Genomic DNA, 13,517 nt, shown 5'->3' with positions numbered 1-13,517 from the left:
TCGTGGCGCATCCCCCGCTGGCTTGTCCACCAAAAGCGTTGCGCGGGTGGGAAGCGGGATGCTAGCCGCACGGCATGTCCGTAGATACCGCAACCGTAAAACGGATCGCGAGCCTAGCCCGCATCGCGATCACCGAGGAGGACGCCGCGACGATGGCGCCCGAACTCGACAACATCCTCCACTGGATCGAGATGCTCGGCGAGGTCGACACCACCGGCGTCGAACCGATGACCGCGGTGATCCCCAACACGCTGCGCCTGCGCGACGACGTCGTCACCGACGGCGGCATCCGCGACCAGGTTCTGGCCAACGCGCCGGCGGCCGAACATGGCTTCTTCGCCGTGCCCAAGGTGATCGAATAATGACCGAGCTTACCGATCTGGGCATCGCCGGCATCCGCGACGGCGTCCGCGATGGTGCGTTCAAGGCGCGCGAGGTCGCCGAGGCTTTCGTGGCGAACGTGAGCGCTGCCAAGGCGTTGAACGCCTTTCTTGTCGAGACGCCCGAGCATGCGCTGGCCGCTGCCGACGCAGCCGATGCGGCGCGCGCGGCGGGCGAGACGCTGAAGCCGCTGGCCGGCGTGCCGATCGGCATGAAGGATCTGTTCTGCACCGCGGGCGTCGCGACGACCGCGGCGAGCCACATCCTCGAAGGCTTTACACCGACCTATGAATCGACGGTCTCGCAGAATCTGTGGGATGCGGGCGCGGGGATGCTCGGCAAGCTGAACATGGACCAATTCGCGATGGGCTCGTCGAACGAGACCAGCGCATTCGGCAACGTGATCTCGCCGTGGCGGCGCAGCGATGGCGGCAATGCGGCGCTCGCGCCCGGCGGATCGTCGGGCGGCAGTTCGACCGCGGTCGCGGCACGGCTGTGCCCCGGCGCGACCGGCACCGATACCGGCGGGTCGATCCGCCAGCCCGCCGCCTTCACCGGTATTTCGGGGATCAAGCCGACCTATGGCCGCTGCTCGCGCTGGGGAACGATCGCGTTCGCCTCGTCGCTCGACCAGGCCGGGCCGATGGCGCGCGACGTCCGTGACTGTGCGATCATGCTCGGTGCGATGGCCGGGTTCGATGCCAAGGATGCGACCTCGCTGCAGCTCGACGTGCCCGCCTGGGAGGCAGGACTGTCGAGCGACCTCAAGGGTTTGCGTGTCGGTATTCCCAAGGAATATCGCGTCGACGGGATGCCCGAGGAGATCGAGGCACTCTGGCAGCAGGGTATCGCCTGGCTGCGCGACGCGGGCGCGGAGATCGTCGAGGTCTCGCTGCCGCACACCAAATACGCGCTGCCGGCGTACTACATCATCGCACCGGCCGAAGCGTCGTCGAACCTCGCTCGCTATGATGGCGTGCGCTACGGTATCCGCGACCTGCCGGCGGGCGCGGGGTTGCAGGACATGTATGCCGCGACCCGCGCCGACGGGTTCGGACCCGAGGTCAAGCGTCGCATCATGATCGGCACCTATGTGCTCTCGGCCGGGTTCTACGACGCCTATTACACGCAGGCGCAGAAGATCCGGACGCTGATCGCGCGCGATTTCGAACAGGCCTGGGCGAAGTGCGACGTCCTGCTGACCCCGACCGCACCGTCTGCGGCGTTCGCGCTCGGCGAGAAGTCGGCGGATCCGATCGCGATGTATCTCAACGACGTGTTTACCGTGCCGTCTTCGCTGGCGGGCTTGCCGGCGATGTCGGTGCCGGGCGGGCTCGATCACCAGGGGTTGCCGCTCGGGTTGCAGATCATCGGCAAGCCGCTCGACGAGCAAGGCGTGCTGAACGCAGGGCTCGCGATCGAACAGCGGGCAGGATTTACCGCGCGACCAAAGGCTTGGTGGTAACATGAGCGATTATCGTATCCAGGGCGACACCGGCGAGTGGGAGGTCGTGGTCGGCCTCGAAGTACACGCGCAGGTGACGTCGAACGCGAAGCTGTTCTCGGGTGCGGCGACCGCGTTCGGGGCGGAGCCCAACACGCAGGTGTCGCTCGTCGACGCGGCGATGCCGGGGATGCTGCCGGTGCCGAACCGCGAGTGCATCCGCCAGGCGGTCCGCACCGGCATGGCGATCGAGGCGCAGATCAACAAATGGTCGCGGTTCGACCGGAAGAACTATTTCTACGCCGATCTGCCGCAGGGCTATCAGATCAGTCAGCTCTATCATCCGCTGGTCGGCGAGGGCTCGATCGACATCAGCCTCGACGACAAGAACCCCGACGCTGCGGGCAAGCGGATCGGCGTGGAGCGGATCCATGTCGAGCAGGATGCGGGCAAGCTGATGCATGATCAGCATCCGACCCAGTCCTATGTCGATCTCAATCGATCGGGCGTCGCGCTGATGGAGATCGTGTCGAAGCCGGACCTGGCTTCGCCGGCGGAAGCAGGGGCTTACCTGCGGAAGTTGCGATCGATCCTGCGTTATGTCGGCAGCTGCGACGGCAACATGGAAGAAGGCTCGATGCGCGCCGACGTCAATGTCAGCGTGCGGAAAGCCGGCGACGAACTCGGCACGCGGACCGAGACGAAGAACGTCAATTCGGTGCGCTTCGTGATGGCGGTGGTCGAGCAGGAGGCCAAGCGGCAGGTCGAGGTGCTCGAAGCGGGCGGCAAGATTCAGCAGGAGACGCGGCTCTACGATCCCGACCGCAACGAGACGCGGTCGATGCGATCGAAGGAAGATGCGCATGATTACCGCTACTTCCCCGATCCCGATCTGTTGCCGTTGGAACTCGACGACGCGTTTCTGGAAGAGTGCCGTGCGTCGCTGCCCGAGCTGCCGGATGCCAAGCGGCGGCGCTACGAGGCGCTGGGGATCACGCCCTATGCGGCTGCTGTGCTGACCGCGGAGGTCGAGGCGGCGCGTTGGTTCGATGCGTTGCTCGATACCGGTGCGAAGCCGGTCGCTGCGGCGAACTGGGTCAATTCCGAACTGTTCGGCGCGCTCAACCGGCTTGGGCGGAGCATCGAGGATTCGCCGGTCAGTCCGGCGCAGGCGGCGGAACTGCTGGCGCTGGTCGCCGACGGCACGCTGTCGGGGAGCCTTGCCAAGCAGGTTTTCGAGGTGATGCTCGAGACCGGGGACGGCGCCGAGAAGGTGGTCGAAGATCGCGGGCTCAAGCAGACCAGCGACACCGGGGCGATCGAGACGGTGATTGCCGACGTGATGGCTGCGAATGCCGACAAGGTGGCGGATTACCGGGGCGGCAAGGACAAGCTGTTCGGGTTCTTCGTCGGGCAGACGATGAAGGCGATGGGCGGCAAGGCGAACCCCGCGGTGGTCAACGACCTGTTGAAGACCGCGCTGGGCTGAGGCTGCGGCGCGTCGCGGGCTCATCCCTCGACCGCGTCATCCCGGGCTCGTCCCGGGATCCAGGGTCGCGAGCGCTGTGGCCGGAACCCTGGATCCCGGGACGAGCCCGGGATGACGGAAATGAAAGATGACCCTTTGACCGACTATTCGACCGCGTTTTTCGAGAGCTTCGACGGCACGCGGATCGCCTGGCACGAGATCGGCGAGGGGCGGCCGGTGGTGCTGATCCACGGCTATCTGTCCGACGCGAAGACCAACTGGGTCAAATACGGTCATGCGGCCAAGATCGCGGCGCGCGGGTTTCGGGTGATCATGCCCGACCTGCGCGGGCACGGCGACAGCGCGAAGCCGCATGACGCCGCGGCCTATCCCAAGGATGCGCTGACCCGCGACGGGCACGCGCTGGTCGCGCATCTGGGGCTGACCGAGTATGATCTGGGCGGCTATTCGCTGGGCGCGCGGACGACGTCGCGGATGCTGGCGACCGGGGCGACGCCGCGGCGCGTGATCTTTTCGGGTATGGGGCTGGAGGGGCTGACCGACACCGACCGGCGCAGCGGGCATTTCCGCGGGATACTGACGAAGCTTGGCCAGCACGTTCGCGGCACGCCCGAATGGCTGGTCGAGGCGTTCCTGAAGACGACCGGCGGCGATCCGATCGCGTTGCTCGGTATCCTCGACACCTTTGCGGACACCCCGCTGGCGACCGTGAAGGCATTCCCGCAGCCGACGCTGGTGGTGTGCGGGGCGGAGGATTTCGACAATGGGTCGGCGCGCGACCTTGCCGATGCGCTGCCGGACGCGCGCTATGTCGAGACGCCGGGCGGCCATATGAGCGCGGTGGTGAAGCCCGAACTGGGGCAGGCGATCGCCGACTTCCTGGCGGCTTGACCGTCGCGCGCGACCGTCGCACTGCGAGCATCTCTGGAACTAGGGAAGCTGGTAGCGATGGTCATGATATCTTTGGTCGCGGGCGCGCTGGCGGCTGCAAGCGCAACGCCAATCACGGTCGAGATCGTCGCGTCCGGGCATATCGAGACCCCGGCGAGCGCATACCGCGTGTCGGGCAATGTGCTGGCCTGCGCCGCCAGCCAGGTCGAGGCTGACCGGTTGCTCGCGCAGAAGACCGGGGCGATCGATCGGTCGATGGCCGCGATCGGCGTCAGGAATGCGCAGGGGGCCGAGAAGCCGTCGCTGACGGGCATGGTCGCGGGCCTGATGGCGACGCGCACGGCGAGCGAGTGCAACAGCGACATGACCGCGCTGCTCAACCCTATGAAGTCCGGCGACACGTCGGCCGCCAAGAAGGCCGATGGCTCCACCGCTCGGCAGCTGAGCGCGAACGCCAGCCTGTCGTTCGATGCGCCCGACCGCGCGACCGCGGCGCGTGCGATCGCGGCGTTGAAGGCGGCGGACGCCAAGCCGTCGGACATCGTGACGCCGGTCCTGACCGACGATTCCGCGCCGCGGCGTGCCGCCAAGCAACAGGCGCTGGCAAAGGCGCGGACCGAGGCTGACGCCTATGCCACGCCACTGGCGCTCGGCCGCGTGACGCTGTCGGCGATCAGCGAGCGGCAGGACATCGGGTCGGCGGATTATATCGGCCAGATGCTGCGATCGTTCGGGCTGCCGGTGACGGCATCGACCGACACCGTGGCGACGGACGTCACGTTGACCGTGACGTTCCGGCTGGAGCGCTAGCCGACGCGTTGCCGCGAAGGCACGCCGGTCATTCCGGAATCGTGCCTTCGTCGGCGATGCCCGCTTCGAACGACGCCGAGGAGTCGGTGCCATCCGCCTGATGCGCGTGCTTGCCCTTAGTCGGCGCCGCATCGTTGGCAGCAGCGGCGTCCTTTGGCGTGCTTCCGCGTAGCGACAGCAGCGCGCCGACTGCGGCGGCGACACCGCCGGCGATCGCGGCCGCACCCCATTTGCCGCCGACCCTGTCGGTCGCACGCTCGAGCGTCGACTTCGCCGGCACTTTCCGCGCTGCTGCGGGCTTTACGCGGGGCGCGCCGCGCTTCGACGAGCGCGGTTTCGGGGCTTTCGCCGCAGACTTGCGAGTTTGGGCCGACTTGGCCTTCGGCGCCGCCGGTTTCGCAGCGTCGCCGTCCGAGTCTGCCGGAGACTTCGCCGCAACCGGCTTGGCCGCGGCGGGCTTGCGGGTGGCGCGACGCCGTGGCTTCGGCGCGTCGGGGGTCGGCGTTTCGGGCGTGTCGGCCATGGCATGCTTCTCCATCAAGTCCGGATGTCTAACGTATCATCGCCGCTTAGGCACCCCCGTCAACCGGCACCGTCGACCGGCACCGTCGACCACTTACCGGAACGGCGGCTCGTCGAACGCGCGCAGCTTGCGGCTGTGGAGCTTGGGGCCTTCCTTGCGGAGCTGCTCGCAGGTCTCGATGCCGATGCGGAGATGTTCGCTGATCGCGCGCTCGTAGAACCTGTTGGCCTGGCCCGGCAGCTTCAGTTCGCCGTGGAGCGGCTTGTCCGACACGCACAGCAGGGTGCCGTAGGGGACGCGGAAGCGGTAGCCCTGCGCCGCGATGGTCGCCGACTCCATGTCGATGCCGACCGCGCGCGACAGCGAGAAGCGCAGCGCCGACTTCGAATAGCGCAGTTCCCAGTTGCGATCGTCGGTGGTGACGATCGTGCCGGTGCGGAGGCGACGTTTGAGCTCCTCGCCCGACTGGCCGGAGACGATCTCGGCGGCCTTGGCCATCGCGAGCTGGACCTCGGCGATCGCGGGGATGGGAATTTCGGGCGGCAGGACGTCGTCGAGGACATGATCGTCGCGCAGATAGGCGTGAGCGAGGACATAGTCGCCGATCCGCTGGCTGGGGCGCAGGCCGCCGCAATGCCCGATCATCAGCCACGCCTCGGGGCGGAGCACCGCGAGGTGGTCGCAGATCGTCTTGGCGTTGGACGGGCCGACCCCGATGTTGACCAGCGTGATTCCGGTGCGGTTGTCCGCCATCAGGTGATAGGCCGGCATCTGGTGCCGGCGCCATGCGCTGTCGCTGACGATCTTGTCGATGTCGTCGCCCGACGTGATGGTGATGCCGCCCGCGCCCGACAGGCTGGTGAAGCGGCTCGGCGTTCCGTCAGCTCTTGGCCCGAGCTGCGCGCCTGCCCAGCGAACGAATTCATCGACATAGCGGTGATAGTTGGTGAACAGTACGAAGCGCTGGGCGTGTTCGGCGGGTGTGCCCATGTAATGCCGCAGCCGCGCCAGGCTGAAATCGGTGCGCAGGCCGTCGAACAGCGCGAGCGGGCGGGTTTCGTCCTGCGCGATCCACAGCCCGTCGGCGATCTCGTCGCCGATATGCGCGAGCTCGGTCGCGGGGAAGAAGCGCGCGAGTTCGGTCGCCGACACCTCGTCGAGGCTCAGCGCGTGGCCGGGGTCGATGACATAGGGGAACGGGATTTCCTGGCGGCCCTCGACCGCCTCGACGGTGACGTCGTAATCCTCGATCAGCAGCGTCAGCTGTTCGGTGATGTAATCGGCGAACAGCGCGGGCTTGGTGACGCTGATCCGGTAGTTGCCGGGCGTGACCAGCCGACCGAACGAGCGCAGCGGGGTGGGCCGGTCGATACCGCCGGCATAGGTCAGCCGGATTTCGGGATAGGCGAACGATCCGTCGGTGCGCATCGCGGGGTCGGGGATGGTGCCGTCGGCGATATAGGCGCCAAGGGCGGCCTGAAGACGATCGACGGAAGCGCGGTAGAGGCGGTCGAGGTCGGCGACGAGGTCGGAAGCGATTGTCATTGGACAGTGTTATGCGGGGGATGTTGCGGTGGCAAGACGGACGCTGTCGTCGCCGCGGACCTGGTCGACGTCCATCGCCTTCGAGCGCGTAAGACGTGTTTCCCGCGAAGGCGGGGACCCAGACTGGGCTCCCGCCTTCGCGGGAGAACAAGGAGGGGCACGATACAGCAAGACTGCGGGTCGGTGTTCGACAGGGATAGGCACCGGCCTCGTCCTGGGTTCACGGCCTCGCGAACCATTACCCTACCGTCATCCCGGGCTTGTCCCGGGATCCAGGGTTTTCGAGCGCTGCGCACTGTTACCCTGGATCCCGGGACGATCCCGGGATGACGAAGTACGCAGTGCTCAGATCTCGCTCAGCAGGTGTTCGGCGCTGGAGACCTTGAATTCGCCGGGGGCTTCGACGTTCAGCTGCTCGACGACGCCGTCGTTGACGATCATCGAGTAGCGCTGGCTGCGCGTGCCCATGCCGAACTTAGATCCGTCGAAGTCGAGCCCGGTCGCCTTGGCGAATTCGCCATTGCCGTCGGCCAGCATCGTGATGTCGCCGGCGTCCGCCGACTTCGCCCAGGCGCCGAGCACGAAGGCGTCGTTGACCGAGGTGCAGGCGATCTCGTCGACGCCCTTGGCCTTCAGTTCCGCGCTCTTCTCGACGAAGCCGGGCAGATGCTTGGCGGAGCACGTCGGCGTGAACGCGCCGGGGACCGCGAACAGCGCGATTTTCCGCCCCTTGAAGAACGCGTCGGTATCGACCTGGTCGGGGCCGTCCGCGGTTGCCTTGACGAGAATGGTGTTGGGAAGCCGGTCACCGACGCTGATCGTCATAGAAATTCTCCTGTTCGCCGCATGGTTGCCGGCGTCGGCACCGTAGGTCGTCCGAACCGCGGCGTATTTCAAGCGTGGCGGGTCGGCGCGCGGCGCACTATGTCTGCTGGGATGGAGAAAACCGCCTTCCTTTCCGGACAGTTCCTGCTGGCGATGCCCGGCATGAGCGACCCGCGCTTCGCCCGCGCGGTGATCGCGATGTGCAGCCACGACGCCAGCGGCGCGGTCGGCATCGGCCTGGGTGCGACGATCGAGGGGCTCGGCTTCCACGACCTGCTCGAACAGTTCGAGATCGCGCCTGGCGATGCCCCCAACGCGCCAGTGCATTTCGGCGGACCGGTCGAGCCGCGACGCGGGTTCGTGGTGCATTCGCGCGACTGGGCCGGGCAGGGGACGGTCGACGTCGCCGGGCGCTGGGCGTTGTCGAGCACCATCGACGTGCTCCGCGCGATCGCCGACGGGAAGGGCCCGAGCCGCTGGGTGGTGGCGCTCGGTTATGCCGGCTGGGACTCGGGGCAGCTGGAGGGCGAGCTTGCACGGCCGGGCTGGTTCAACGTGCCGGGCGACACCGACCTGGTGTTCGAGACCGACGCGACCGATCGCTGGAGCCGGGCCTTCGCGGCCGCCGGAGTCGATCCGCGGCTGCTTGTGGCGCAGACCGGGACAGCCTGAGCGCGGTCGCCCGACTGAGATATAAAGATATCTTTATATTTGATTTGGAAGCCCCGTTGGCCTAAGGACGCGGCATCCGGCACGGGCATGAGGCTCGCCGATAATAGAATTCCAGGAGACCCATCGTGGCCACCACCCTTGCACCTGCAAAGTCCGACACGGCGACCGACTACGTCGTCGCCGACATCAGCCTTGCCGAATTCGGTCGCGCGGAAATCAACATCGCCGAGACCGAAATGCCCGGCCTGATGTCGCTGCGTACCGAGTTCGGTCCGTCGCAGCCGCTGAAGGGCGCACGGATCACCGGTTCGCTGCACATGACGATCCAGACCGCGGTGCTGATCGAGACGCTGACCGCGCTGGGCGCCGACGTTCGCTGGGCGACCTGCAACATTTTCTCGACCCAGGACCATGCCGCCGCCGCGATCGCCGCGACCGGCGTGCCGGTGTTCGCGATCAAGGGCGAGAGCCTGGCCGATTACTGGAACTACGTCGGCGACATCTTCTCGTGGGATCGTGAGATCGTGGGCCAGACCTCGAACATCATCCTCGACGACGGTGGCGACGCGACGATGTTCGCGCTCTGGGGCGCCAAGCTCGAGGCCGGCCACACGATGCCCGAGCCCGAGAACGAGGAAGAAGTCGAGATGCAGCGTGCGCTCAAGGCGTATGTCGCAAAGAAGCCCGGCTACCTCACCGAGACCGTCAAGAACCTGAAGGGCGTCTCGGAAGAGACCACCACGGGCGTCCACCGCCTGTACGAGATCGCCAAGAAGGGCGAGCTGCCGTTCCCGGCGATCAACGTCAACGACTCGGTCACCAAGTCGAAGTTCGACAACCTGTACGGCTGCAAGGAGTCGCTGGTCGACGCGATCCGTCGCGCGACCGACGTCATGCTCGCCGGCAAGGTAGCCTGCGTCGCCGGTTTCGGTGACGTCGGCAAGGGCTCGGCCCAGTCGCTCCGCAACGGCGGCGCGCGCGTGATGGTCACCGAAGTCGATCCGATCTGCGCATTGCAGGCGGCGATGGAGGGCTTCGAGGTCGTGACGATGGAAGAGGCCGTCAGCCGCGCGGATATCTTCTGCACCGCGACCGGCAACGCCGACGTCATCACCGCCGATCACATGAAGGCGATGAAGCCGATGTCGATCGTCTGCAACATCGGCCACTTCGACTCGGAGATCCAGATCGCCGCGCTGTCGAACTACGACTGGACCGAAGTGAAGCCCGGCACCGACCTGGTGAAGTTCCCGGACGGCAAGCAGATCATCATCCTGGCGAAGGGTCGCCTGGTGAACCTCGGTTGCGCCACCGGCCACCCGTCGTTCGTGATGTCGGCCTCGTTCACCAACCAGACGCTCGCGCAGATCGAGCTCTGGACCAAGGGCGAGAACTACAAGAACGAAGTGTACGTCCTGCCGAAGCACCTCGACGAGAAGGTCGCGATGCTCCACCTCGAAAAGCTCGGCGTGAAGCTGTCGAAGCTCTCCGACAAGCAGGCCGGCTACATCGGCGTGCCGGTCGAAGGCCCGTTCAAGCCGGATCATTACCGCTACTGATCTTAAGGATTTCGTAGGGTTTTCGAAAGCCGCGTCCGCCACCAGGCGGGCGCGGCTTTTTCGTTGCGCAGGCGTGTTGCAGCGATGCAACGTCTCTGTAATGTTTGCTGCCCCTGATTGAAAAACAGGCAGGAAAGGTGTCCTACCGAGCCATCAAGATAATGGTTCAAAGGGTGTTTCACATGGTTGGCATTTCCGTCCGGAAGTCCGGGCTGTTCGTTACGGCATCGACGGTAGCGTTCATGCTGGCGGCGGGTACCGCGGCGGCGCAGACCGCGACTCCGGTCGACGCGCAGACCCAGGCGCCGGGTGTCGATCAGGCTGCTCCGCTGGGGTCGGATACCACGACCGGTGCGGCTGCGCAGACGGCGGCGGCGGACGCAAATCCAGGTGCCGAGATCGTCGTGACCGGATCGCGCATCGCTCGCCCGACGCTCAACTCGCCGATTCCGGTGACGACGTTGACGCAGGCGGACCTGACGCGCACCGGCGGTGTCGTGATCGGCGACGTGCTGAACGACCTGCCGTCGCTGCGTTCGACCTACAGCCAGGCGAACTCGACGCAGTTCATCGGGACCGCCGGTATCAACCTGCTCGATCTGCGTGGCCTTGGGCCATCGCGTACGCTGGTGCTCGTCAACGGTCGCCGCCACATCACCGGTTCGACCGGCGAGTTCCTGGTCGACACCAACACCATCCCGACCGATCTGATCGACCGCGTCGACATCGTCACCGGCGGCAGTTCGGCGGTCTATGGGTCGGACGCGATGGCCGGCGTCGTCAACTTCGTGATGAAGCGCAATTTCGAAGGCGTTTCGCTGAACGGGCAGAGCGGGATCGGCGACAACGGTACCCGCGGGACGTACCGCCTGTCCGGAACCTTCGGCAAGAACTTCGACGAAGGGCGCGGCAACATCGCGCTCGGCCTGGAGTATAATCAGGCCAATCTGCTCACCTACACCGATCGTGCGGAACTGACCGGCTCCTATGTCGGCCGCAACCAGTTCCAGCGGACCGTGCCGAACAGCGCAGGAACGCCGCAGCGCACCTTCCTCACCGGCGTTCACAGCTTCGGCTACGACAATGGCGGCAACTTCATTCCGTACGCCGACGGCAACCTGCTGAGCTGCAACAGCGTCGCTGCCGCCTGCCGCGCGAACGGCGCGCCGCGCGTCTTCGGGTTCGGTTCCGACGGTACGCTTTCGGAATATAACTACGGCACCGACTTCCGCCCCGCCGGCTCGAACAACAACCAGAACGGCAGCGGCGCAACGCTGAACGACACCGGCACGCTCGATCCGTCGCTGAAGCGTTACGTCGCCAACCTGATCGGTCACTACGACGTGTCCGACGCGTTCAAGCCGTTCTTCGAGGCGAAGTTCGTTCGCGTCGAGAGCTATGCGCAGAGCAGTGGCACGTTCAACCAGGGCGGTTCGCAGGGTGCCGACGCAGAGGGCGAAACCTATCTTGGCGGCGGCATCCCGATCGCCTTCGACAACGCCTATCTGAACCCGCAGGCCGCCGCGACGATCCGTTCGCTGCTGCCGGCCGGTTCCGACTATTTCCGCGTCAACCGCAACAACACCGACCTGGGCACGCGGGACGAGGCCGATCGTCGCGACACCTATCGTATTGTGGTGGGTGCCGAGGGCACGTTCAACGACGACTGGAAGTATGATTTCTCGGTGAACTACGGCGAGTTCCGTACCAAGTCGAAATACTACAACAACCAGTTCCAGTCGCGCTTCTACAACGCGGTCGATGCGGTGCGTAACGGCGCTGGCCAGATCGTCTGCCGGATCAACCAGGTCACGGTGACCGACGCGTCGTGCGCGCCGCTCAACATCCTGGGTGAAGGCCGCGCCAGCCAGGCCGCGCTGAACTACATCAACACGACCTCCAGCAGCCGCGGCAAGGCGACCGAATTCGACGTCACCGGCAACATCGTCGGCGACAGCTCGCAGCTGTTCGAACTGCCGGGCGGTCCGGTCCGGTTCGCGATCGGTGGCGAATATCGCCGTGAGACCGCGTTCAACGCGTATGACGACACGATCAAGGGCGGCGACACCTTCTTCAATGTCATCCCGGACTTCAATCCGCCAGCGTTTGCCGTGAAGGAAGCGTATGGCGAGCTGGAGCTGCCGCTGCTGAAGGATCTGGGCTTCGCGAAGGAGCTGACGATCAACGCGGCTGGCCGGGTCGCGGATTACAAGGGTTCGACCGGGACGGTCTATGCCTACAACTTCGGCGGCATCTACGCGCCGATCAACGACATCAAGTTCCGCGTGAACTATTCGCGGTCGGTCCGGGCACCTACGCTGGGCGATCTGTACGCATCGAACAGCCAGGATTTCCCGCAGCTCGACGATCCGTGCGACGTCAACTTCATCAACACGGGCCGCTCGACCCGTGCGGCGAACTGCGCGGCGGCAGGTGTTCCGGCGAATTTCGTCAACAGCACGGCGCGGGCCGGCTCGACCGAGATTTTGTCGGGCGGCAACCCCAATTTGCAGGCCGAAAAGTCGCGCAGCTGGACCTATGGTGCGATCGTGCAGCCCCGGTTCCTGCCTGGCCTGTCGCTCACGGTCGATTATTACGACATCAAGATCAGCAAGGTCATCCAGTCGGTGGATGCCCAGACGATCCTCGATGCGTGCTATGACGCGCCGACGCTCAACAACAGCTTCTGCAGCCTGATCAACCCGCGCCAGGCAAACGGCCTGTTCGCACGACCGGCCCTGCTGCAGAGCGTCGTCAACTTCGCCGCGCTTAAGGCGCAGGGCATCGACTTCGACGCGAGCTACAACTACCGTCTCGGTGCGGATACGAAGGCTGCGCTCCGCGTGGTCGGGACCTGGGTCCGCAACCGGACCGACTATCCGTATCTCGACGAGCCGAGCCGTCCCGACCGGGTCAAGGGTGAGGTCGGCGATCCGATCTGGAACGTCAACGCATCGGTCGACCTGACCCACAAGAACTTCACCCTCGGGTATCAGGTGCGGTACATCGGTCGTCAGTCGATCACCGACTGGGAAGCGCAGCACGACACCAATGGCGTGCCGGCGCTCAACCCGAACTACGCCGACATCGTCTACTATCCGAAGGTGATCTATCATGCGCTGCGTGCGTCGATCGACGTCGAGAAGCGCTTCACCTTCTACGGTGGCGTCGACAACCTGACCGACAAGCGGCCGCCGTACGGTCTGCTGGGCGTCGGTGGGACGGGCGTCGACGGCGATGCGATCTACGACAACATCGGTCGCTTCATGTACGTCGGCGCATCGGTGAAGCTGTAAGGCCTGACGCGTCCCCCAAGGGTTGCGTTGAAAAAAGGGCGGGTCCGGTTTTGCCGGGCTCGCCCTTTTCGTTGACGATGGC

General features: G+C 65.8%; 11 protein-coding genes. 8 read left to right on the top strand and 3 right to left on the bottom strand.

The annotated features are described in order from the left end of the window. The first annotated feature begins 74 nt into the window (after positions 1–74). The 5 genes from gatC (at position 75) to SJY20_RS10205 (ending at position 5,015) form a co-directional block, all read left to right on the top strand. Entirely contained in the window at positions 75–362 is a 288-nt protein-coding gene (gene gatC, locus SJY20_RS10225; protein WP_380786734.1) for an Asp-tRNA(Asn)/Glu-tRNA(Gln) amidotransferase subunit GatC, read from the top strand. Further along, positions 362–1,846 (top strand): Asp-tRNA(Asn)/Glu-tRNA(Gln) amidotransferase subunit GatA, encoded by a 1,485-nt coding sequence (gene gatA, locus SJY20_RS10220; protein WP_380786732.1) that lies wholly within the window; start codon positions 362–364, stop codon positions 1,844–1,846. Before gatC ends, gatA begins: the two co-directional genes overlap by 1 nt. A 1-nt stretch (position 1,847) precedes the next feature. Beyond that, on the top strand, positions 1,848–3,314 hold the full coding sequence (gene gatB / locus SJY20_RS10215; RefSeq protein WP_380786731.1) for an Asp-tRNA(Asn)/Glu-tRNA(Gln) amidotransferase subunit GatB: 1,467 nt from the start codon (positions 1,848–1,850) through the stop codon (positions 3,312–3,314). A 120-nt stretch (positions 3,315–3,434) separates the two neighbouring features. Next, positions 3,435–4,205 carry an alpha/beta fold hydrolase gene (locus SJY20_RS10210; protein ID WP_380786729.1) on the top strand — a complete coding sequence of 257 codons (771 nt, stop codon included), beginning with the start codon at positions 3,435–3,437 and terminating at the stop codon, positions 4,203–4,205. A gap of 63 nt (positions 4,206–4,268) precedes the next feature. Then, positions 4,269–5,015, top strand: coding sequence for a hypothetical protein (locus SJY20_RS10205; RefSeq protein ID WP_380786728.1), 747 nt, complete (start codon positions 4,269–4,271; stop codon positions 5,013–5,015). Between the two features lie 28 nt (positions 5,016–5,043). Here the strand turns inward: SJY20_RS10205 and SJY20_RS10200 are convergent, their stop codons facing one another. The 3 genes from SJY20_RS10200 to SJY20_RS10190 form a co-directional block, all read right to left on the bottom strand. After that, positions 5,044–5,538, bottom strand: a complete 495-nt coding sequence (locus tag SJY20_RS10200) for a hypothetical protein (protein ID WP_380786727.1) — start codon at positions 5,536–5,538, stop codon at positions 5,044–5,046. Positions 5,539–5,631: 93 nt separating this feature from the next. Further along, positions 5,632–7,083, bottom strand: a complete 1,452-nt coding sequence (locus SJY20_RS10195) for an AMP nucleosidase (protein ID WP_380786725.1) — start codon at positions 7,081–7,083, stop codon at positions 5,632–5,634. 345 nt (positions 7,084–7,428) lie between these two features. Further along, the gene (locus SJY20_RS10190; protein ID WP_380786723.1) at positions 7,429–7,908 is read right to left on the bottom strand and encodes a peroxiredoxin; all 480 of its coding nucleotides are present in this window, start codon (positions 7,906–7,908) and stop codon (positions 7,429–7,431) included. A 111-nt stretch (positions 7,909–8,019) separates the two neighbouring features. On the opposite strand from SJY20_RS10190, the gene SJY20_RS10185 reads away from it, so the two are divergent. From SJY20_RS10185 to SJY20_RS10175, 3 genes are all read left to right on the top strand, one after another. After that, complete coding sequence (locus SJY20_RS10185) at positions 8,020–8,580, top strand: YqgE/AlgH family protein (protein WP_380786721.1); 561 nt, start codon at positions 8,020–8,022, stop codon at positions 8,578–8,580. Positions 8,581–8,705: 125 nt separating this feature from the next. Then, entirely contained in the window at positions 8,706–10,139 is a 1,434-nt protein-coding gene (gene ahcY, locus SJY20_RS10180) for an adenosylhomocysteinase (protein ID WP_380786720.1), read from the top strand. 182 nt (positions 10,140–10,321) lie between these two features. Next, the gene (locus tag SJY20_RS10175; RefSeq protein WP_380786718.1) at positions 10,322–13,435 is read left to right on the top strand and encodes a TonB-dependent receptor domain-containing protein; all 3,114 of its coding nucleotides are present in this window, start codon (positions 10,322–10,324) and stop codon (positions 13,433–13,435) included. The last annotated feature ends 82 nt before the right edge of the window (positions 13,436–13,517 follow it).

The organism is Sphingomonas sp. R86521 (genome assembly GCF_042466235.1).
Classification (GTDB): Bacteria; Pseudomonadota; Alphaproteobacteria; order Sphingomonadales; family Sphingomonadaceae; genus Sphingomonas.
The sequence above is the reverse complement of the archived record's forward strand: the minus strand, read 5'-3'. Positions and strand labels throughout refer to the sequence as shown.